Genomic DNA, 19,940 nt, shown 5'->3' with positions numbered 1-19,940 from the left:
CCAGCGGCGTCAGGCGGGTGCCAAGCCGATGCGACAGGTCTTGCGTCAGGTGTTGCAGAAGGTCGTACGTCGGGCGGACCGAAGCGTGAGAGGAACGGCGTGCGGCGGCGGTGCGTTGCAGGGTCGGATTCATGGCTCGCGATGCGAAGGACATCGGGGGGCGATCGGCGCGATCGCTGACTGATTGCCCGGCTGGCGCGGCAAGGCACGTCCCGCCGCGATGGCATGGGAGTGCGGGCCTGTCGCCAGCATGGCGCCGGGATGTCGCCGGGATGTCGGCGGGATGTCGGCGGCATGTCCGGGGAGTCGTGCCGGTCAGCGTGGTCGAACGTCGGGATCGCCGGGTCGTCAACAAGCGGCCGCGAGGGCGGCCGGGCTCAGGCGAAGGCGAGCGAAGCGGGTGGGGCGCGCGTCAGGAAGCTGCGCTGCGGCGGCACGTGGGGCCAGCGCCAGGTGATGCCGGGCGGCACCAGCGGCTTGCCGTGCGACAGCAGCGGCATCGGTGGCGCACCGCAGGCGCCGGGGGCCTGCGTGGCCGCGTCGAACAGCACGCACGAGTGGGTCGATGCGCGCGCGCTGTCCGGTGCGTGGCGGTCGGTGCCGGTACCGGTGTCGATATCGGCATCGGCATCGGCATCGGCATCGGCATCGGTGGCGGAGGCGGAGGCGGAGGCGGAGGCGGAGGCGGAGGCGTCGTCGCGCGCGGCTGTCGCGGTCGCAGCGGCGGTGGGCGATGCCTGCCCGGCCAACGTCAGCCCAACCGACATCAAGCCGGACGATGTCAGCCCGGCCGACATCAAGCCGGACGACATCAGCCCGGTTGACATCAGCCCGGTTGACATCAGCCCGGTTGACATCAGCCCGACCGGCGCGCCGCCATGCTGGATGCGGTGAACCAGGCCGGCGTGCTGGGCCAGCAACAGGCACAGCACCAGCCACAAGGCCCACAGTCCACCGGTCAGGCGGCCTGTGCCTCGGCGCCGCAGCTTGCGCAGCAACTCAGTGCGCATGTCCGCCATGGTGGCCGCAGTCGCAGGGGCCGCCATCGTGATCGTGATCGTGACGGTGATCATGTTCGTGATGATCGTGGTCACCGTCGCCGAAGGCGTCTTCCCAGCTGGGGAAGGGATCATCGTAGGCGGCCCAGGCCTCGGGCCCGGCCGCCATCTCGGCATCGGTCAGCAGGCAGGCATCGAGCGCGGCCTCGAGCGCGGCGCGGTCCATGTTCTGGCCGATCAGCACCAGCTCCTGGCGCCGGTCGCCGAACGGGGCCGGCGCACCGTCGACTTCCGAGTCGGCGCGGATCGCGGCCAGCGTGTCGTCGTCCTGCGGCCAGTCGGCCCGATCGACCGCGGCCCACCAGGCACCGGCACCGCCATGGCGGCACACGCCGCCGGCCTGGCTCCAGCTGCCGGCCACTTCCATGCGGCTCGCCAGCCAGAAGAAGCCCTTCGAGCGCAGCACGTTGCCATGCTGGCGCAGCCATTCGGTATGGATCAGGTCGGCGAACCGGCGCGGGTGGAACGGGCGGCGGCGCCGGTAGACGAAACTGCCGATGCCGTAGGCCTCGCTCTCGGGCACATGCTCGCCGCGCAGTTCGGCCTGCCAGCCGGGTGCGGCCGCGGCGGCTTCGAAGTCGAAGCGGCCGGTGTCGAGCACCTTGTCGAGCGGCACCTTGCCGAAGCTGGCGGGCACGATCTCGGCGCGCGGGTTCAGCACGTGCAGCAGCGCCATCAGCCGCTCGCGCTCGGCATCGTCGACCAGATCGATCTTGTTCAGCACGATCACGTCGCAGAACTCGACCTGCTCGATCAGCAGATCGACCACGGTGCGGTCGTCCTCGTCGTCGCGGGCCTGGCCGCGGTCGCGCAGATAGTCGGCCTCGTCGAAGTCCTGCGGGAAATGCGCGGCGTCGACCACGGTGACGATGGTGTCGAGCCGGGCCAGGCTGTCGAGCGCGTGGCCGTGCTCGTCTTCGAACGTGAACGTTTCGGCGATCGGCAGCGGCTCGGCCACGCCGGTCGATTCGACCAGCAGATAGTCGAAGCGCCCCTCGCGCGCCAGCGCGGCGATCTCGACCAGCAGGTCCTCGCGCAGCGTGCAGCAGATGCAGCCGTTGGACAGCTCGACCAGGCGCTCGCCGGCCTGCGCCAGCACGCCTTCGCCGACCAGCCGCGCATCGATGTTGACGTCCGCCAGGTCGTTGACGATGACCGCCACGCGCTTGCCTTCGCGGTTGGCCAGCACATGCTGCAGCAGCGTGGTCTTGCCGGCGCCGAGGAAGCCGGCCAATACGGTGACGGGAAGACGGTCGGCCATGGCGATCTGGAGGATGAGGGGGGATGTCGCGCGGCGGCGCGCAGGGCGGATCGCCGGCTTATTGCAACAAGGTTGCGACTGTAGCAGAAATGCGAGGCCGCGGCACCTTCGCTGTCGCCTCTCGGCGACGGCTCGGGTCTGTCTCGCGTACAAAAGCAAACGGCCCGGAGTTCCGGGCCGTTGACAGCGCAGATCGAGGGGCGCAGGCCTCAATCGCCGAACAGCTTCTGGCGCAGTTCGCGGCGCTGCTGGGCTTCCAGCGACAGCGTCGCGGTCGGGCGGGCCAGCAGGCGGGGCACGCCGATCGGCTCGCCGGTTTCCTCGCACCAACCGTATTCGCCCGACTCGATGCGGGCCAGCGATTGTTCGACCTTCTTCAGCAGCTTGCGCTCGCGGTCGCGCGTGCGCAGCTCCAGGGCATGTTCTTCTTCGATCGTGGCGCGGTCCGCCGGATCCGGCACGATGACCGTTTCGCGCAGATGTTCGGTGGTCTGGTCGGCGTTCTTCAGGATTTCGTCGCGCAGCTGTTCAAGGCGGTTCTTGAAAAAGGCCAGTTGGGCCTCGTTCATGTAGTCCTTGTCGTCCATCTTCAGGATTTCAGCTTCAGTCAGAAGTTTATTGCTGCTCATGGTTGCTGCTGATTCTCTTGTTGATGCGACCGGCGGCGTCGTGTTCCGCGCGGATGCAGTGTCGGTCCGCTTGCGCGGTTCGACCGTTTCACTCTGGCTGGCTGCTGCAGTCTTGCTGCTTCGCGTGCCTCCCTTTGCCGCTCCGGTACCGGCCTGCGCCGAGCCGTTCCGGGGGGTAGGCGCAGCTTGCTGTCCCTGCGCCTTCGTCGTAGCGGCCGCAGCACCAGCGGTTTTGCTGCGGCTTTCTTTGGTTTTTGCTGCGGCTACCATGGGATCCCTTTCTCGGCGTCGGTCGACATCGGTCGGCGTCGTTGCCCCAGCGGCAACGCCTGAAACGTTGCGGCACGAGATCCCGCGCGTTCGACGGCCATCGCACGAGCACAGCGGCCGCACCGGAGGACGGCCGTCTGATGCTGACGACAACCGCCGCCCTGCATACGACGCAGGCGGCGGCAAGACCGCGCTGCCCGCATCACATCCGGCTTATTGTACTTGAACAAATTACCAGGAGATACGGTGGAAAACCGGACCGGATATTCGGTGTTTCACCGAGCCGCGCACGCTGCGTATCACCGTGCAGCGGCGGCGCCGTGTCACCCATCCGGGTGCCGCAGTGCGGCAAGCAGGGCGCCTGCATGGCGCTTGCATGACGGAAACCGAGGCCCGGAGCGGGCCTGCGGCGGGCACCGATAATCAGGCGAGGCAGTTGGCCAGGCCCTTCAGAATGGCGTCCTTGGGCAGGTCGACACCGATAAACACCATTTTGGTGCTCGGGGTTTCGTCCTCCCATTTGCCGCCGATGTCGCTGCCCATCAGCTGGTGCACGCCCTGGAATACCACCTTGCGGTCGACCCCTTCCATATAGAGCACGCCCTTGTAGCGCAGCAGCTTCTCGCCGTAGACGGTCAGGATCCCGGACAGGAATTCCTCGAGCTTGCCGTAGTGGAAGGGCTTGTCGCTGCGGAAGACGAACGAGCCGATGCGGTCGGTGTGGTGGTGATGATGGTGGTGGTTGTGGTGGCCGTGACCGTGGTCGTGCGCGTGTTCGTGATCATGGTCATGGCCGCAGTCGGCGCCGCAGTGCTCGCCATGCTCGTGGTCATGGTCGTGCTCGTGTTCCTCGGCGCGCAGGAAGTCCGGGTCGATCTCCAGCTTGGCGTTCAGGTTGAAGCCGCGCAGGTCGAAGATCGAGTCGATCGGCGCCTCGCCGAAATGGGCGGTGCCGATCGGCGCGCGCGGGTTCATCTGCAGCACGCGATGGCGCAGGTCGGCCAGCTCGTCGGCCGACACCAGGTCGGCCTTGGTGATGAAGATCGCATCGGCGAAGCCGACCTGGCGCTGCGCCTCTTCCTGCTTGTCCAGCTGCTGGTTGCCGTGCTTGGCGTCGACCAGCGTGACCACCGCGTCGAGCAGATAGCGCGAGGCGATCTCGTCGTCCATGAAGAAGGTCTGCGCCACCGGGCCGGGGTTGGCCACGCCCGTGGTCTCGATCACGACCCGGTCGAAGTCGATCTCGCCGGCGTCGCGGCGGCCGATCAGGTCCGACAGCGCCTGCACCAGGTCGCCGCGGATCGTGCAGCAGATGCAGCCGTTGCTCATCTGCACGATCTGTTCGCGGCCGTCCTGCACCAGGATCTCGTTGTCGATGTTCTCCTCGCCGAACTCGTTTTCGATCACGGCGATCTTCATGCCGTGCTGTTCGTTGAGGATGCGCTTGAGCAGCGTGGTTTTGCCGCTGCCGAGAAAGCCCGTCAGGATCGTGACCGGGATCAGTTTGGACATGTTGGTTCTCCGGGATGGGGGGAAGCATCAACGGCACCGTTGGCGGGCGCGTCGGCCACGGTGCGCGCGCCGCATTCGGCGCAGATGCCGTTGACGGTCAATTCGACGTGTTCGACCGCGAAGCCGCTCGGCACGGGCGGCGCGGCCTGCCGCGGCGGCGCGCTGTCGGCGTCGAGGCAGAAGGTGCGGTCGCACCGGCTGCAATGGAAATGGCTGTGCCGGCGATGGACCTCGGCGCGCGCCGCCTCATGTTCGATCAGGCTGAAGCGGAACACGCGGTCGTTGCCGGCGCGCTTTTGCGCCAGCCCCTGCTCGACCAGCCAGTCGAGCACCCGATAGACGGTGACGCGGTCGATTGCCTCGGCGCCGCCGGGAAGGCGGTCGATCACGGCCTGGTGGGTCAGCGGAATGTCGCTGCCGATCAGGCAAGCCAGGATGCAGACGCGCGGTTGCGTGACGCGCGCACCCAACGCCCGGAGGCGTTCCTGTGCCGCATCGACGGCGGCCGGCAGGCTGGGAGTGGGCGAAGACATGGGGGCGATTTAACCATAGTGCCCCCGGAGATGCAATTCAGTTGCGAGAGCGGGCCGCCCGGGAGCCTCATGGCCCGAGCTGGCGGCCGATCGCCGCGCCTCTGTAGTTTTGACAACGCTACAGGACCGGTGGCGGGAAATATGGGAAGCGCCGGCCTGTGTCCCATGGCCGGCGCCCGGGCATGCGCCGTGCTCCGGACCATCGTTTCCACACGGGAGTGCCGCACGCCATGTCCAACCACACCATCAGCGAAGGCTTGCCGTTTCCCCTGGGCGCCACCTGGGACGGCGACGGCGTCAACTTCGCGCTGTTCAGCGCCCATGCCAGCAAGGTCGAGCTGTGCCTGTTCGACCAGAACGGCGAACGGGAGATCGAGCGCATCGCGCTGCCCGAATACACCGACGAGGTCTGGCACGTCCGCGTGCAGGGGCTGGCGCCCGGCGCGGTCTACGGTTATCGCGTACACGGGCCCTACGATCCGGCCAACGGCCATCGCTTCAATCCGAACAAGCTGCTGCTCGACCCGTATGCCAAGGCCTACGTCGGCGAACTGCGCTGGGACCCGGCGGTGTTCGGCTATGAAATGGGCCAGGACGACCTGAGCTTCAGTGAGAGCGACAGCGCGCCCTTCATGCCCAAGTGCCAGGTCGTGGACCAGGCCTTCACCTGGGAGCACCCGTTGAGCGTGCGCGTGCCGTGGGAGCGGACCATCTTCTACGAGACCCACGTGCGCGGCTATACCAAACGCCATCCGGCGGTCCCCGAGGCGATGCGCGGCACCTTCGAGGGACTGGGTCAGCGGGCGGTGATCGACCATATCAAGGCGCTGGGCGTGACCTCCGTCGAGCTGCTGCCGATCCATGTCTTCCTGAACGACAGCCACCTGCTCGACAAGGGCCTGACCAACTACTGGGGCTACAACACGATCGGCTTCTTCGCGCCCGATCCGCGCTTCTTTGCCCGGGGGCCGGGCGCGGTCGGCGAGCTCAAGCAGATGATCGACCGCTTCCACGAGGCCGGGCTCGAGATCATCCTCGACGTGGTCTACAACCACACGGCCGAGGGCAGCGAGCTGGGGGCGACGCTGTCGTTCCGCGGCATCGACAACCTGTCCTACTACCGGCTGATGCCGGACGAGAAGCGCTACTACATCAACGACACCGGCACCGGCAACACGCTGAACCTGTCGCATCCGCGCGTGCTGCAGATGGTGATGGACAGCCTGCGCTACTGGGTCACCGAGATGCAGGTCGACGGCTTCCGCTTCGACCTGGCCACCATCCTCGGGCGCGAGCCCGGCGGCTTCGACTATGGCAGCGGCTTCCTGAAGGCGTGCCGGCAGGACCCGATCCTGTCCAGCGTCAAGCTGATCGCCGAGCCGTGGGACTGCGGCCCGGGCGGCTACCAGGTCGGCGGATTTCCGGCCGGATGGGCCGAGTGGAACGACAAGTTCCGCGACACGGTGCGCGACTTCTGGCGCGGCGAGGAGGGCATTGCGCCCGAACTGGCGGCGCGCGTCACCGCCTCCGGCGACAAGTTCAACCACAGCGGGCGGCGGCCGTGGGCGAGCGTCAACTTCATCACCGCGCACGACGGCTTCACGCTGCACGACCTGGTCTCGTACAACGACAAGCACAACGACGCCAACGGCGAGGACAACAACGACGGCACCAGCGACAACCGCTCGTGGAACTGCGGCGCCGAAGGGCCGACCGACGACCCCGACATCGTCGAGCTGCGCGAGCGCCAGAAGCGCAATCTGCTGGCCACGCTGCTGTTCTCGCAGGGCACGCCGATGATGGTGGCCGGCGACGAGTTCGGCCGCACGCAGCAGGGCAACAACAACGCCTATTGCCAGGACAACGAGATCAGCTGGGTCGACTGGGAGATCGACGAGCGCGGCCGCGGGCTGATCGAGTTCGTGCGCAAGCTGACCGCGCTGCGGCGCGCACTGCCGGTGCTGCGGCGGGGCCGTTTCCTGACCGGCGAGGTCGATGACGAACTGGGGGTGGCCGACGTCAAGTGGATCAGCGCCGCGGGCGACGAGCTGACGCCGGAACATTGGGACGACGCCTCGATGCGCTGCTTCGGCCTGGTCATCGACGGCCGCGCGCGCGCCACCGGCATCCGCCGACCGGCCTCGGACGCGACGCTGCTGCTCGTGTTCAATGCCTATCACGACGTGGTCGAGTTCACCTTGCCGCAGATACCCGGCAGCGACCAGTGGACTTGCCTGATCGACACCAACATGCCGGTGCGCGAGGAGCTGCCGGAGTTCTCGTCCGGCGACGTCTACCAGGTCACCGGGCGCTCGCTGCTGCTGTTCGCCCTGGAGGCGCGCGGCGCGACGCGGCGCGTGTTCGAGCGGCTGGAAGGCGTGCTGACGGAGGACGTCGAACCGGGCCGGGGCAGCCAATGACCTCGATGCGGGGCCGATCCGGCGGCCGGCTTGCGAACGCGTCGGCTCTGCTTAGGCCGTGATTCGGCCTCGGTGCGGCCCCGCAACGGCCGCGCTTCGGCTCGCCTTCGGTGCCCGCTTCGGCCTTCGCTTCGGCCTTCGCTTCGGCGCCCGCTCCGGCCCTCGCGTCGACCCCCACTTCGGCCCTACATCGGCCCTACATTGGCCCACTTCAGCCCGGGTATTTCCTGATATTTCGGGTAAGTCGCCGTTGATAGCATGGCGGCTCCAAGCCGCGGCCTCCGGTGAGGCGGCCCACGCCGCCACGGTGGCTGGGCGGCATGGCAGTCTGCACGACGGGAAGTCGGGGAAATCAGGAGAAATAATGAAACACGTTGCAAAAACCGTGGCCGCCGCCCTCGCGGCCGCCGCACTGGGTCTGCCTGGCGTGGTACAGGCGCAGGACTACCCGGGCAGCCGGCCGGTCTCGGCCGTGGTGCCGTTCGCCGCGGGCGGCCCGACCGACAAGGTAGCGCGCGAGCTGGCGCAGGTCATGTCCAAGCATCTGGGCGCGACCATCGTGATCGAGAACCTCGGCGGCGCCGGCGGCACGATCGGCGCGAAGAAGGTGGCCCAGTCGAAGAACGATGGCCACACCGTGCTGATTCACCATATCGGCATGTCGACCGCCCCGGCGCTGTACCGCAACCTGGGCTTCGATCCGCTGAAGGACTTCGAGTACATCGGCGAAATCGCCGACGTGCCGATGGTGCTGGTCGGCAACAAGAACCTGCCGCCGAACACGCTGAAGGATCTGCTGCCGTACATCAAGGCCAACGCCAGCAAGCTGTCGCTCGCCAACGCCGGCATCGGCTCGGCCTCGCACCTGTGCGGCCTGCTGTTCCAAAGCGCGATCCAGACCGAGCTGACCACGGTGCCGTACAAGGGCACCGCGCCGGCACTGACCGATATCCTGGGCGGCCAGGTCAACCTGATGTGCGACCAGACCACCAACATCGCCGGCCAGCTGAAGGCCAATGCGCTCAAGCCCTATGCCGCGATGCAGCCGCGCCGCGTCGAGGCGTTCAAGGACATCCCGACCGCGGCCGAGCAGGGCTTGTCGAACATCGAGGTCAAGATCTGGCACGCGATGTACGCACCGAAGGGCACGCCGCAGCCGGTGATCGAGAAGCTGTCGGCTGCGCTGCAGAAGTCGGTGACCGATCCGGGCTTCCGCGCCAAGATGGCCGAACTGGGCGCCGAAGCGGTGCCGGCCCAGCGCGCCACGCCGGAGTCGCTGAAGACCTTCCTCGGCAACGAAATCAACAAGTGGACCCCGGTGATTCGCAAGGCCGGCGTCTATGCGGACTGAGTCGACGCGACGCTGACCGCTTCGCCGCCGCCTTCAGCGCGGCGCGGCGGACGGCAATGGCAACCGAGGCCACGTGGCAACGCGTGGCCTTTTGTTTTGCATGGTGGAAAGCTCTGTGCCTTGGGGGCGGGGGAGCGGAAAGGGGCCGTGGCGGCCGTCTATATTGGGGAGACGCGGCCGGAGCGGGAGGCGGATGCGCCTCGCCGGGCACCGTCGGCTGCCGCCCTTGAATTCCGTCAGGCCGCCGCCAAGTAGCTGCCTGAACCCAACTCAGAAGCCACCATGGAACAGTATCACGGCACTACCATCGTCAGCGTCCGGCGCGGCAACCAGGTTGCCCTGGGCGGTGACGGTCAGGTCACTCTCGGCAATATCGTGATGAAGGGCACCGCACGCAAGGTGCGCCGCATCTACAACGGCAAGGTCCTGGTGGGCTTCGCCGGCAGCACTGCCGATGCGTTCTCGCTGCTGGATCGCTTCGAGGCCAAGCTGGAGAAGTACCAGGGCAATCTGACGCGCGCAGCGGTCGATCTGGCCAAGGATTGGCGTTCCGACCGCGCGCTGCGCCGGCTCGAGGCGATGCTGATCACCGCGGACCGCGACACCACGCTGGTGATCACCGGCAACGGCGACGTGCTCGATCCCGAAGGCGGCATCGCGGCGATCGGCTCCGGCGGGGCCTATGCGCAATCGGCGGCCAAGGCGCTGATGGAGAACACCGAGCTCTCGCCCAAGGACGTGGTCGAGAAATCGCTGCGCATCGCCGGCGAGCTCTGCATCTACACCAATACCAATTTCGTCATCGAGACGCTCGAGTGAGCGTCCGGATCACGCTTCCCCGCACGTGACGCCCGCCAGGCGTCCCACCGCGCCATTGCGCGGTAGTGGCGCCCCGGCCGGCCTTCATTGAACGGATACCCGGATACCGAGACCCATGTCCCACACCATGACTCCGTCGGAAATCGTTTCCGAGCTCGACAAACACATCATTGGCCAGAACAAGGCCAAGAAGGCCGTCGCGGTGGCGCTGCGCAACCGCTGGCGCCGCCAGCAGGTGGCCGACCCGCTGCGCCAAGAGATCACGCCGAAGAACATCCTGATGATCGGCCCGACCGGCGTCGGCAAGACCGAGATCGCGCGGCGCCTGGCCAAGCTGGCCGACGCGCCCTTCATCAAGATCGAGGCCACCAAGTTCACCGAGGTCGGCTATGTCGGCCGCGACGTCGACACCATCGTGCGCGACCTGGTCGAAATGGCGATCAAGCAGACGCGCGAGTCCGAGATGAAGAAGGTGCGCACCAAGGCAGAGGATGCCGCCGAGGACCGCCTGCTCGACGTGCTGCTGCCGCCGCCGCGCGACATCGGTTTCGCCCAGCCCGAGGAAAAGGATTCCAACACCCGCCAGGTCTTCCGGAAGAAGCTGCGCGAGGGCCAGCTCGACGACAAGGAAGTGGAGCTGGAGGTCGCGGCCGCGGTGCCGAGCCTGGACATCATGGGGCCGCCGGGCATGGAGGACATGACCGAGCAGCTGCGCAGCATGTTCGCCGGCCTCGGGCAAGGCAAGAAGCTGCGCCGCAAGATGAAGGTCAAGGAAGCGTTCAAGCTGCTGATCGACGAGGAAGCCGCCAAGCTGGTCAATGACGAGGACCTGAAGCACAAGGCGCTGGCCAACGTCGAGCAGAACGGCATCGTGTTCCTCGACGAGATCGACAAGATCGCCAGCCGCAGCGAACTGGGCGGTGGCGAGGTGTCGCGCCAGGGCGTGCAGCGCGACCTGCTGCCGCTGGTCGAGGGCACCACGGTCAGCACCAAGTACGGCATGATCCGGACCGACCATATCCTGTTCATCGCCTCGGGCGCGTTCCACCTGTCCAAGCCGAGCGATCTGATCCCCGAGCTGCAGGGCCGCTTCCCGATCCGCGTCGAGCTCGAATCGCTGTCGGTGGCCGACTTCGAGGCGATCCTGACGCAGACCGACGCCAGCCTGACCAAGCAGTACCAGGCGCTGCTGGCGACCGAGCAGGTCGAGCTGGTGTTCGCGCCGGACGGCATCCGCCGCCTGGCCGAGATCGCCCACTCGGTCAACGAGAAGGTCGAGAACATTGGCGCGCGCCGGCTGTACACGGTGATGGAGCGCCTGCTCGAGGATCTGTCGTTCCACGCCACCCGCTCGAGCGGCGAGACCGTGACCATCGACGCCGCCTATGTCGACGAACGGCTGGGCGACCTGTCGACCAACGAGGACCTGTCGCGCTACGTGCTGTAGGCGTCCGCGATCCCGTCCCGAAAGCGCCTCCCCGAAGTGCGCCTTCTCAGCGATGAGAAGGCGCATTTTTTTCGACCCTGTCGCGCTGCAGTGACCCGTCCATCTCATGTGGGAATCGTCTTACTCGGCTTTCGGAAGCCCCCGCCTGCTTGGAAAAGCGCTCGCCACATAACCTTCATATACGACGAGACAGCAAGGCGGACGCCAGCGTCGGGCCTTGCGACCTCTGACCGTTTGATGACGACAGGAGCGCGACATGATGAAGAAATGGCTGTCTGCTGCAGTGTGTTCGATGATGGTTGCCGCACCGGCAGGGTTTGCGCTGGCGCAGAGCGCGCCGTCCGGCGCCCGCGCCGACTATGACGCCGCCGTCTCGCGGGCCGACGCTGACTACAAGAATGCGAAGACCCGTTGTGACGCCATGAAGGACAACGCCGAGGATGTCTGCGAGGCCGAGGCCAAGCGCGACCGCGACGTGGCGAAGGCCGAGGCCGAAGCCCGCCGCGACGGCACCGAGGCTGCCCGGGCCAAGGTGCTGAAGGTCAAGGCCGACCGCGAGTACGAAGTCGCGAAGGAACGCTGCGACGACAAGAAGGGCAACGACAAGGACGTCTGCGTGAAGGAAGCCAAGACGGCGCATGAGAAGGCGCTGGGCGAGGCCAAGACGACCCGCGCGGCCGCCGGCGGCGGCACGCGTACCGATGTGGCCGAGGCGCGCCGCGAGGCTCGCAAGGACACCAGCGACGCCGCCTACAAGGCGGACAAGGAGAAGTGCGACGCGATGTCGGGCGACGCCAAGGATCGCTGCGAGGCCGACGTCAAGGCGAAGTACAACCGCTGATGAACGGCCGGCCGCGGCCGACGCGGCCGGCTGAACATCGCCCTATCAAGCGAAGCCGTATCGGGCGAAGCACCACGCGAACGTATCGAACCTATCAATCGAGATCGAGGAGCAGATCATGAACTGGGATCAGATCGAAGGGAAATGGGAGCAGGCCAAGGGCAAGGTCAAGGAGAAGTGGGGCCAGCTCACCGATGACGACCTCACGCAGATCAACGGCAAGCGCGATCAGCTCGCCGGCAAGATCCAGGAGCGCTATGGCTACACCAAGGAGCGCGCCGAGGAGGAAATGCGCGAATGGGAGCGCGACACGCGCTGGTAATGGCCGTCTCGTGACATCCGTTGACCGCTGGTAAGCCAGGTAAGCGTTGGTAAGCAGGCTGGCACGGCCGCCGCGACGATGAGATGCTTGCGCCTCGTTGGGCTGCAGGTTGGCCGCAAGCAGGAGGTCCAGAATGAAGCATATCGGTTTGATGTCGGCGGGCGTACTGGCCGGGCTGGCCGGGGCGACAGCGTTCCTGTGCGCCGTGCCGGACCGCAGCGAAGCCACGCGCATCGATGCGGCCACGGGCGACGGCAAGGTCAGGGTTTCGCGTGCGGTGTTCGTCAGCGAGTCCGCCGAGTACGGCGCCCGCTCGAACCGGCATGCATTCGATGCGCTGCGGGTCAGCACGAGCGCGAATGGCGGCACGGCGGGTCCGACCGGCCTCGCCAATCGCGCGGACAACGGCGGTGCGGTCAACGGCGGCGACGACCTCGGCTGGGACTACGTGCAACTGCGCCTGTGAGCCGCCGCGCGGCGATGGCCGCGAGGCGATGAAGATGCAGGAAAGGAGAAGGGCCTGCGATCGCAGGCCCTTTTTTCTTGCGTCCGTTTGATGCCCAACGACACGCCCAACGCCGCGCACCAGGACGCGCCCAACGCCGCGCACTAGGACGCGCACAACGACCTCGTGCGCAACGTCGCCCATCGAATCCCTACCGCGAAACCGGCCGCTTGGCGAGCTTGCGTTGCAGCGTGCGCCGATGCATGTTCAGCGCCCGCGCGGTCGCCGAGATGTTGCCGCCGTGTTCGGCCAGCACGCGCTGGATATGCTCCCACTCCAGCCGCGGCACCGACAACGGCAGCGGATCCTCCAGCGCGGCCTCGGCCGCCTCTTCCGAGATGCCAGACTTGAGCGCCGCGAGGATCGAATCGACGTTGGCCGGCTTGGCCAGATATTCGTCCGCCCCCTGTTTGACCGCCGCCACCGCGGTGGCGATGCTGGCGTAGCCGGTCAGCACCAGGATGCGCGAGCGCGGCAGCATCGCGCGCAGCGGCGCCACCAGCTGCAGCCCCGAGTCTGCCGGCGCGGTCACGCCGGCCTGGGGCCCCGCGGCCAGATGCAAATCCAGCGTGACATAGCGGAACGCGGTCCTCTCGGCCAGCGCCAGCGCCTGCTGGCGGTTGTGCGCGACCTCGACCGCGAAGCCGCGGCGGGTCAGCGCGCGTGCCAGCGTGTCGGAGAACACCGGGTCGTCGTCGATCACCAGGAAGGGCGCGCCGGTGTCGTTGCCGGTGGCAACGGCAGGGGAGAGGGAAACGTTCGACGGTAGAGTCATGCCGCATGCTCCGAGGAATCGGGGGTTGCCGGCAGCCGCAGCTCCGCCACGGTGCCGCCTTCGGGACGGTCCTGCCAAAGCAGCCGCCCGCCCATCTGGCGCGCGACGCTTTGCGCCAGATAGGCGCCGATGCCCTGGCCGCCATGCGTGCTCGCCACCGGCGTCTCGCCCAGCCGCGCGCGCAGCGCGGCGGGCATGCCGGCGCCATGGTCGATCACGCGCAGCAGCAGTTCGCGCGGCGCGCTGCGCGGTTCCATCGTGATCGACAGGCGCAGGGGCAGGTCGCCGCGCCCGGCGGTCTGCTGGCTGCGGGCGGCGTTGTCGAGCAGGATCGTCAGCATCTGCCCGGTCCGCGCCGGCTCGATCGGCACGTCGGCCGCCTCCGCGGCGATCATCGTCTCGATGCGCGCCTGCGGATGGCGCAACTGCCAGCCGTCGGCGAAGGCGGGCAGCCAATGCCCGACCGGCTGCAGGGCGCTGGCGCGGTTCGCTTCGCGCAAGCGCGCGAGGATGCCGCGGCATAGCGTCAGCTGCTGCTCGACCGTATGCAGGTCGGGCAGGTAGTCGCGGATCGCGGTGCCGCCACGGGCGGGGTCGGCGGCGTCGGCGCGCAGCTCGCCGGCAATCACGGCCAGCGTCGCCAGCGGCGTGCCGATCTCGTGGGCGACCGTCGCCGCCTGCGCGTTCAGCGACTCGACCCGCGCCTCGCGCAGCAGCCGCTCGCGCGCGTCGGCGAGCTGCGCCTCGCGCTCGCGCAGCACGCCCGACAGCCGCGCGACGAACAGCGCGATCATCACCGCGCTCGCGACGAAGTTCAGCCACATGCCAACCAGGTGGTAGACCACCGCGTTGTCCGGGTTGTGCAGGTGCAGGGGCACGTATTCGAACAGCATCAGCGAATAGCAGGCGAGCGCGTACAGCGCCAGCGCGACCACCTGCCGCCACGGCACGATTGCGGCCGCCAGCGCCAGTCCCGGCAGATAGAACGAGACGAACGGGTTGGTGGCGCCACCGGTGAAGAACAGGATCGCCGACAGCGCGGTCAGGTCGACCAGCAACTGTCCCATCAGCTCGGCGTCGCCCGGCACCGAGCCGGCGCGCGCATGCTGGCGCAGCCGCCAGGCGGTCAGCAGATTGAAGACGGCCTGCAGCGCGAAGATCGTCAGCAGCGGCCGGTAGGGCAGCTGCAGCCCGGCCAGCGTCTCGGCGCAGACCAGCAGCAGCGCCTGTCCGCCGAGGATGGCCCAGCGCAGCCAGTACACCCGGCGCAGGCTCAGCAGGCTGTCTGCGCCGAGGCCTTGCGCGCGGATGGGATCGCCGGCGGATGGGGCGGCAGATGCGGCAGCGTGGGCGGTCGTCGTCATGCCGCGAGTGTAGCAATGGCGCCGCGTGCGGCTGTGTTGTGCGACACCATGCCGCATTGGTCACGCCGGGCGGCACTGCCAGACTGGCGGATTGCGCCGCATGGGCCCGCGTGCCGGGTCTCGCGCACCGGCCCTGGCGCCTGCGGCGGTTCATGGTCTAATCGCGTTCTTACGCGGACGTTCTTGCGCCGAGGCTTTTGCGGACGCATTTGCATGGACGCATTTACCCGGACTTCCCGCCTCCGCTGGACCGCCTCGTTTGAATGAATTGCACCGAGAAAGGATAGAGATGCAAGCCAAGCTGTTCGCCGCCGCCGCATGCTGCGCGCTGATTTCCACCTCTGCGTTCGCCCAGGTCGACATCCGCAATGCCTGGGCGCGCGGCACCGTGCCGGCGCAGACCGCCACCGGCGTCTTCATGACGCTGCACGCGCACAAGGACGCGCGCCTGGTCGGCGTGTCGACGCCGGTGGCCGCGACCGCCGAGGTGCACGAGATGAAGATGGAAGGCAACGTGATGCGGATGCGCGCGCTCGACGCGCTGCCGTTGCCGAAGATGGAGGACGTCGAGCTCAAGCCCGGCGGCTACCACGTGATGCTGCTCGGTTTGAAGGCGCCGCTGAATGCGGGCGACAAGGTGCCCGTCACGCTGAAGTTCGAGCAGGGCGGCAAGCTGATCGAGCAGCGCGTCGAGGCCGAAGTGCGCGGCCTGACCGCGCCCGCGCACGGCGGTGGCGCGGCGGCGAACCACAAGCACTGAAACACTGGCTCTCTGAAACGCGAGGGCGCGGATCGCCGGGGCAAGCAACCGGACGATCCGCCGCGGCCGATCCGCGCCGCTCAGTCGGGTCGGTCAATCGGGTCGCTCAGTCGGGTCGCTCAGTCGGGTCGCTCAGTCGGGTCGCTCAGTCGCGCCGCTAATCCGCGCCGCTCACTCGCTTCAGTCGCGCCGCTCGATCGCGCTGTTCAACGGCGCAAATCAACGGCGCAGATCAACCGCGCAGATCAACCGCGCGGATCAACCGCGCAGATCAACCGCGCAGGCTGATCGCCTCGTCCAGCCCCTGGCCCGCGCCGACCGCCAGCAGCCGCTCGCGCAGCCATGCATGCCCCGGATCGGCGTCGTTGCGCTCGTGCCAGATCGCGCTGAAGGTAAAGCCCGGGAACGCGAACGGCGGCTCGAACACCGCGAAGCGCGGATCGTCCTCCAGCGCCGCCAGGCTGCGCCGGGCCGTGGTCAGGACCAGGTTGGTGCCGGCGATCAGCGCCGGCGCGACGCTCCAGTGCGGCACCACGCAGGCGATCTTGCGGCGCCCGCCGTGCTTGGCGATGGCCGCGTCGATCGGGTCGACCTTCTCGCTGTGGGCGGCCACCAGCACGTGTGAGCGGGCCAGGTAGGCAACCTGGTCCAGCCGGCCATGGTCGCGCACCGTCGCGGCATCGACCGCGCAGCCGTACTGTTCCTCGAACAGCGCGGCCATGCGCACGCCTTCCGGCTGATAGACGAACACGCCCAGCGCCAGATCGACCTCGCCGTCGGCCACCTGCGCCGACATCGCTTCGCGGCTGCCCTGCGTCACCACCAGCTCGATGCCCGGCGCCGCCTTGCGGACCGCGCGCAGCAGGTTCGGCAGCACCACCATCGCGCCGTAGTCCGACATCGCCAGACGGAAGGTGCGGCGGGCCGTGGCCGGCTGGAAGCCCGACGGGCCCAGCAGGATGCGCACCTGCGCCAGCGCCTCGGCCAGCGGACCGGACAGCTCGTGCGCCCGCGCGGTCAGCACCAGGCCGCCCTGGCCGCGCACCAGCAGGGGGTCGTCCAGCAACTGGCGCAGGCGAGCCAGTGCGTGGCTGACCGCCGGCTGGCTCAGATGCAGACGCAGCGCGGCGCGCGAGATATGACGCTCGGCCAGCAGGGCTTCGAGCACGACCAGCAGGTTCAGGTCGACGTTGCGCAGATTATTCATCCGGCGAATATTAAACGTTAGAAACCAGAATTGGAAATCCATCCGGCGTAGGGGCAGACTGGCGCGGTCTCTTTTTCGAACGAACAGAGGAGGTCCGCGCATGCTGTCTTCGTCTCATCCCGTCGGTCCGGTCCTGGCGGCCGCGCTGCCGGTGCTGATCGCCGCGCTCGCCGGCGCGATGATCCCGCTGCAGGCGGGCGCCAATGCCGCGCTGGGCCGCGCGCTCGGCCATCCGCTGTGGGCGACGCTGGTGTCGCTGCTGGTCAGCCTGGCGGTGGTGGTGGTGCTGATGCTGGCCCTGCGCGTCGGCCCGCCCGGCGCCGGCTGGGCGAGCGGGCCGTCGTGGATGTGGATCGGCGGCGCGGTCGGCGTGTTCTATCTGACCGCCGCGCTGATGCTGGCGCCGCGGCTCGGGGCCAGCGGCTTCATCGCGGCGGTGGTGGCCGGCCAGATGCTGGCCTCGCTATGGATGGACCATGCGGGCCTTGCCGGCTTCCCGGTGCGGGAGCTGACGGCGCCGCGGCTCGGCGGCGCGCTGCTGATCGTGCTGGGGGTAGTGGCGATGCAGTGGAGCGGACCGGCGCGCGTGGGCGCGGCGCTGGATTGAGACGGCAGGACCGATGGGAAAGCCGGATCGCTGAACGGCTCCGCCCTTCGGCCCTTCGGCCCGCGCCTGCTTGGCCTTGAGATGCCAGGGTCCGATGGAGGATCCGCGTCGCTGACCGGCTCGCTGGCTCGCTGGCTCACTGGCTCACTGGCTCACGCTCCGGCTTGCGCCTGCCGGGCCCGCAGGCAATCCGGGCACAGGCAGTGCTGCCCCGGCACGATCAGCCGCGCCGGCAGCAGCGGCATCGTCGCGCACCAGCAGTGCGGCAGGCCCGCGGCATGGCCGCAGACGAAGCGCGTCCCGCAGGCCGCGCATTGCTCGACGGGGCGCAACTGGCCGGTCAGCACGGCAGCAGGATCGGTGCCCGAGGCCGGACGGCCCCCGCCTTTGCCTGGCATCGCAGTGGTTTCCGTTGGCGTGGTTGTTGCATGAAAAGAACGGCCGATGGGCCGTCGGACGCACCGTTCGCGCCCTGCGCAGGCTCCGGTCGGCCCTGTCGCTAGCGCGGCACCCCGTTTCTTGTAAAATTCGGGCGCCTGCCGCGGGGCGCCGGATGCGCCGCGTTGCCATGATACCTGTCGATTTTCACGGATTGCCATGACCTCCGATACCTCCGGGCCCACCGCAACCGCAGTGGCCGCCATCGCCCCCGCCCTCAAGGCCGAGATCCTCGCCGAGGCGCTGCCCTACATCCGCAAGTTCCATGGCAAGACCATCGTGGTCAAGTACGGCGGCAATGCGATGACCGAAGAGAAGCTCAAGCATGGCTTCGCGCGCGACGTGATCCTGCTGAAGCTGGTCGGCATGAACCCGGTGGTGGTGCACGGCGGCGGCCCGCAGATCGATGAGGCGCTGAAGAAGGTCGGCAAGGTCGGCACCTTCATCCAGGGCATGCGCGTGACCGACGAAGAGACCATGGAAGTGGTCGAGTGGGTGCTCGGCGGCGAGGTCCAGCAGGACATCGTGATGCTGATCAACCAGTACGGCGGCCAGGCGGTCGGCCTGACCGGCAAGGACGGCGGCCTGATCCGCGCCAAGCGGCTGAAGATGCCGGACCGCGAGAATCCGGGGGCGTTCATCGATATCGGCTATGTCGGGGACATCGAGGCGATCAACCCGGCCGTGGTCAAGGCGCTGCAGGACGACGCCTTCATCCCGGTGATCTCGCCGATCGGCTTCTCCGACGACGGCCAGGCCTACAACATCAACGCCGACGTGGTGGCCGGCAAGATGGCCGAGATCCTGAAGGCCGAGAAGCTGGTGATGATGACCAACATCCCGGGCGTGATGGACAAGAAGGGCAATCTGCTGACCGACCTGTCGGCGCGCGAGATCGAGGAGCTGTTCGCCGACGGCACCATCTCGGGCGGCATGCTGCCGAAGATCTCGTCGGCGCTGGACGCCGCCAAGAGCGGCGTGAACTCGGTGCACATCATCGATGGCCGCATCGAACATTCGCTGCTGCTGGAAATCCTGACCGAACAGGCGTTCGGCACCATGATCCGCTCGCACTGACGTACCGCAACCAGGCGCCCGCGGCCGCTGTGGCGGCGCGGCGCCTTCCCCTCGTGCCTTCCCACGCCTCCCGCCGCTCCCCCCTCCGCCTGCGGCATCGGCCGGCCGGCAACAACGCCGGCGACACGGTCTGGCTGTTCGATCTCGACAACACGCTGCACGACGCCTCGCACGCGATCTTCCCGGCGATCAATGCCGCGATGACGGCCTACGTCGCGCGCGTGCTGGCCTGCGACGAGACCACCGCCAGCCGCGTGCGGGTCGACTACTGGAAGCGCTATGGCGCGACGCTGCTCGGCATGATCCGCCATCACGGCGTCGACCCGGCCGACTTCCTGCGCGCCGCGCACGAATTCCCCGATATCGCGCAGATGGTGCGCGTGCGCCGCGGCCTTGCGGCCCAGCTGCGCCGCCTGCCGGGCCGCAAGGTGCTGCTGACCAACGCGCCGCAGGACTATGCGCGCGCGGTGATGCGGGTGGCCGGCATCGAGCACTGCTTCGAGCGCGTGATCGCCATCGAGCAGATGTGGGTCCATGGCGATCTGCGGCCCAAGCCGGATCGGCGCATGCTGCGCCGCCTGCTGGCCCGGCTGCGGATCGCGCCCGGCCGTGCCGTGCTGGTCGAGGACACGGTCTCGCACCTGAAGCGCTATGCTGGCCTGGGGATACGCACCGCGTGGATCACCGGCTATCTGCGTTCGATGACGCCGAGCCGGCCGCATGACGTGCCCGCGGGCGCGGCCC

General features: G+C 68.2%; 20 protein-coding genes. 11 read left to right on the top strand and 9 right to left on the bottom strand.

Translation table 11 applies throughout. From position 1 onward, the window contains the following. Positions 1–377 precede the first annotated feature (377 nt). From AC6EI8_RS13640 to AC6EI8_RS13620, 5 genes are all read right to left on the bottom strand, one after another. The gene (locus AC6EI8_RS13640; protein ID WP_498382173.1) at positions 378–1,010 is read right to left on the bottom strand and encodes a hypothetical protein; all 633 of its coding nucleotides are present in this window, start codon (positions 1,008–1,010) and stop codon (positions 378–380) included. Next, positions 1,000–2,319: a zinc metallochaperone GTPase ZigA gene (gene zigA / locus AC6EI8_RS13635; protein WP_498382172.1), complete on the bottom strand. Its 1,320-nt coding sequence runs from the start codon at positions 2,317–2,319 to the stop codon at positions 1,000–1,002. The genes AC6EI8_RS13640 and zigA overlap by 11 nt, the downstream gene beginning before the upstream one ends. 209 nt (positions 2,320–2,528) lie before the next feature. Further along, positions 2,529–3,218 carry an RNA polymerase-binding protein DksA gene (gene dksA, locus AC6EI8_RS13630; RefSeq protein ID WP_223819530.1) on the bottom strand — a complete coding sequence of 230 codons (690 nt, stop codon included), beginning with the start codon at positions 3,216–3,218 and terminating at the stop codon, positions 2,529–2,531. Between the two features lie 423 nt (positions 3,219–3,641). Then, positions 3,642–4,730, bottom strand: coding sequence for a CobW family GTP-binding protein (locus AC6EI8_RS13625; RefSeq protein ID WP_150082741.1), 1,089 nt, complete (start codon positions 4,728–4,730; stop codon positions 3,642–3,644). After that, positions 4,718–5,263 carry a Fur family transcriptional regulator gene (locus AC6EI8_RS13620; protein ID WP_226108013.1) on the bottom strand — a complete coding sequence of 182 codons (546 nt, stop codon included), beginning with the start codon at positions 5,261–5,263 and terminating at the stop codon, positions 4,718–4,720. Before AC6EI8_RS13620 ends, AC6EI8_RS13625 begins: the two co-directional genes overlap by 13 nt. 230 nt (positions 5,264–5,493) lie before the next feature. On the opposite strand from AC6EI8_RS13620, the gene glgX reads away from it, so the two are divergent. The 7 genes from glgX (at position 5,494) to AC6EI8_RS13585 (ending at position 12,929) form a co-directional block, all read left to right on the top strand. After that, positions 5,494–7,683 carry a glycogen debranching protein GlgX gene (gene glgX, locus AC6EI8_RS13615; protein ID WP_150082742.1) on the top strand — a complete coding sequence of 730 codons (2,190 nt, stop codon included), beginning with the start codon at positions 5,494–5,496 and terminating at the stop codon, positions 7,681–7,683. Positions 7,684–8,047: 364 nt separating this feature from the next. After that, positions 8,048–9,034, top strand: coding sequence for a tripartite tricarboxylate transporter substrate-binding protein (locus tag AC6EI8_RS13610; RefSeq protein ID WP_149317267.1), 987 nt, complete (start codon positions 8,048–8,050; stop codon positions 9,032–9,034). Between the two features lie 282 nt (positions 9,035–9,316). Further along, entirely contained in the window at positions 9,317–9,853 is a 537-nt protein-coding gene (gene hslV / locus AC6EI8_RS13605) for an ATP-dependent protease subunit HslV (RefSeq protein ID WP_053820902.1), read from the top strand. 115 nt (positions 9,854–9,968) lie between these two features. After that, entirely contained in the window at positions 9,969–11,300 is a 1,332-nt protein-coding gene (hslU, locus tag AC6EI8_RS13600) for an ATP-dependent protease ATPase subunit HslU (RefSeq protein ID WP_149317266.1), read from the top strand. A gap of 256 nt (positions 11,301–11,556) precedes the next feature. Further along, complete coding sequence (locus tag AC6EI8_RS13595) at positions 11,557–12,141, top strand: hypothetical protein (RefSeq protein ID WP_006576302.1); 585 nt, start codon at positions 11,557–11,559, stop codon at positions 12,139–12,141. A 118-nt stretch (positions 12,142–12,259) separates the two neighbouring features. Further along, positions 12,260–12,463 carry a CsbD family protein gene (locus tag AC6EI8_RS13590; protein ID WP_023264984.1) on the top strand — a complete coding sequence of 68 codons (204 nt, stop codon included), beginning with the start codon at positions 12,260–12,262 and terminating at the stop codon, positions 12,461–12,463. Between the two features lie 133 nt (positions 12,464–12,596). After that, positions 12,597–12,929 carry a hypothetical protein gene (locus AC6EI8_RS13585; RefSeq protein WP_149317265.1) on the top strand — a complete coding sequence of 111 codons (333 nt, stop codon included), beginning with the start codon at positions 12,597–12,599 and terminating at the stop codon, positions 12,927–12,929. A gap of 190 nt (positions 12,930–13,119) precedes the next feature. Here AC6EI8_RS13585 and AC6EI8_RS13580 read toward each other — a convergent pair whose 3' ends face one another. Continuing rightward, positions 13,120–13,743, bottom strand: a complete 624-nt coding sequence (locus AC6EI8_RS13580; protein ID WP_187829130.1) for a response regulator transcription factor — start codon at positions 13,741–13,743, stop codon at positions 13,120–13,122. Further along, positions 13,740–15,107: an ATP-binding protein gene (locus AC6EI8_RS13575; protein ID WP_149317264.1), complete on the bottom strand. Its 1,368-nt coding sequence runs from the start codon at positions 15,105–15,107 to the stop codon at positions 13,740–13,742. Before AC6EI8_RS13575 ends, AC6EI8_RS13580 begins: the two co-directional genes overlap by 4 nt. Positions 15,108–15,396: 289 nt before the next feature. Between AC6EI8_RS13575 and AC6EI8_RS13570 the strand changes: the two genes are divergently transcribed. Next, positions 15,397–15,867 (top strand): copper chaperone PCu(A)C, encoded by a 471-nt coding sequence (locus AC6EI8_RS13570; protein WP_149317263.1) that lies wholly within the window; start codon positions 15,397–15,399, stop codon positions 15,865–15,867. 271 nt (positions 15,868–16,138) lie between these two features. Here the strand turns inward: AC6EI8_RS13570 and AC6EI8_RS13565 are convergent, their stop codons facing one another. Beyond that, entirely contained in the window at positions 16,139–17,074 is a 936-nt protein-coding gene (locus AC6EI8_RS13565) for a LysR family transcriptional regulator (protein ID WP_149317262.1), read from the bottom strand. Positions 17,075–17,174: 100 nt separating this feature from the next. On the opposite strand from AC6EI8_RS13565, the gene AC6EI8_RS13560 reads away from it, so the two are divergent. Further along, the gene (locus tag AC6EI8_RS13560; RefSeq protein ID WP_149317261.1) at positions 17,175–17,681 is read left to right on the top strand and encodes a DMT family transporter; all 507 of its coding nucleotides are present in this window, start codon (positions 17,175–17,177) and stop codon (positions 17,679–17,681) included. Positions 17,682–17,833: 152 nt separating this feature from the next. On the opposite strand, the gene AC6EI8_RS13555 is transcribed toward AC6EI8_RS13560, so the two are convergent. Then, a complete protein-coding gene (locus tag AC6EI8_RS13555; protein WP_498382171.1) occupies positions 17,834–18,079 on the bottom strand; it encodes a cysteine-rich CWC family protein in 246 nt (81 codons plus the stop codon). A 199-nt stretch (positions 18,080–18,278) separates the two neighbouring features. Here AC6EI8_RS13555 and argB point away from each other — a divergent pair, with 199 nt between their 5' ends. Together argB and AC6EI8_RS13545 are read left to right on the top strand one after the other, a co-directional pair. After that, complete coding sequence (gene argB, locus AC6EI8_RS13550) at positions 18,279–19,196, top strand: acetylglutamate kinase (protein ID WP_006579752.1); 918 nt, start codon at positions 18,279–18,281, stop codon at positions 19,194–19,196. Positions 19,197–19,249: 53 nt separating this feature from the next. Continuing rightward, positions 19,250–19,940: pyrimidine 5'-nucleotidase (locus AC6EI8_RS13545; RefSeq protein ID WP_498382170.1), on the top strand; the 691-nt coding region annotated here is incomplete at its 3' end.

It is taken from the genome of Cupriavidus sp. R6-3 (genome assembly GCF_059772245.1).
This window is presented reverse-complemented; position numbering and strand designations above follow the sequence as displayed.

Coding starts and splice junctions, on each gene's coding strand:
- AC6EI8_RS13570 (WP_149317263.1), top strand. CDS start 15,397: ATGCAAGCCAAGCTGTTCGCCGCCGCCGCATGCTGCGCGCTGATTTCC.
- AC6EI8_RS13555 (WP_498382171.1), bottom strand. CDS start 18,079: ATGCCAGGCAAAGGCGGGGGCCGTCCGGCCTCGGGCACCGATCCTGCT.
- AC6EI8_RS13560 (WP_149317261.1), top strand. CDS start 17,175: ATGCTGTCTTCGTCTCATCCCGTCGGTCCGGTCCTGGCGGCCGCGCTG.
- dksA (WP_223819530.1), bottom strand. CDS start 3,218: ATGGTAGCCGCAGCAAAAACCAAAGAAAGCCGCAGCAAAACCGCTGGT.
- AC6EI8_RS13620 (WP_226108013.1), bottom strand. CDS start 5,263: ATGTCTTCGCCCACTCCCAGCCTGCCGGCCGCCGTCGATGCGGCACAG.
- argB (WP_006579752.1), top strand. CDS start 18,279: ATGACCTCCGATACCTCCGGGCCCACCGCAACCGCAGTGGCCGCCATC.
- AC6EI8_RS13585 (WP_149317265.1), top strand. CDS start 12,597: ATGAAGCATATCGGTTTGATGTCGGCGGGCGTACTGGCCGGGCTGGCC.
- zigA (WP_498382172.1), bottom strand. CDS start 2,319: ATGGCCGACCGTCTTCCCGTCACCGTATTGGCCGGCTTCCTCGGCGCC.
- AC6EI8_RS13565 (WP_149317262.1), bottom strand. CDS start 17,074: ATGAATAATCTGCGCAACGTCGACCTGAACCTGCTGGTCGTGCTCGAA.
- AC6EI8_RS13590 (WP_023264984.1), top strand. CDS start 12,260: ATGAACTGGGATCAGATCGAAGGGAAATGGGAGCAGGCCAAGGGCAAG.
- hslU (WP_149317266.1), top strand. CDS start 9,969: ATGTCCCACACCATGACTCCGTCGGAAATCGTTTCCGAGCTCGACAAA.
- AC6EI8_RS13575 (WP_149317264.1), bottom strand. CDS start 15,107: ATGACGACGACCGCCCACGCTGCCGCATCTGCCGCCCCATCCGCCGGC.
- AC6EI8_RS13595 (WP_006576302.1), top strand. CDS start 11,557: ATGATGAAGAAATGGCTGTCTGCTGCAGTGTGTTCGATGATGGTTGCC.
- AC6EI8_RS13640 (WP_498382173.1), bottom strand. CDS start 1,010: ATGCGCACTGAGTTGCTGCGCAAGCTGCGGCGCCGAGGCACAGGCCGC.
- AC6EI8_RS13625 (WP_150082741.1), bottom strand. CDS start 4,730: ATGTCCAAACTGATCCCGGTCACGATCCTGACGGGCTTTCTCGGCAGC.
- AC6EI8_RS13580 (WP_187829130.1), bottom strand. CDS start 13,743: ATGACTCTACCGTCGAACGTTTCCCTCTCCCCTGCCGTTGCCACCGGC.
- glgX (WP_150082742.1), top strand. CDS start 5,494: ATGTCCAACCACACCATCAGCGAAGGCTTGCCGTTTCCCCTGGGCGCC.
- AC6EI8_RS13610 (WP_149317267.1), top strand. CDS start 8,048: ATGAAACACGTTGCAAAAACCGTGGCCGCCGCCCTCGCGGCCGCCGCA.
- hslV (WP_053820902.1), top strand. CDS start 9,317: ATGGAACAGTATCACGGCACTACCATCGTCAGCGTCCGGCGCGGCAAC.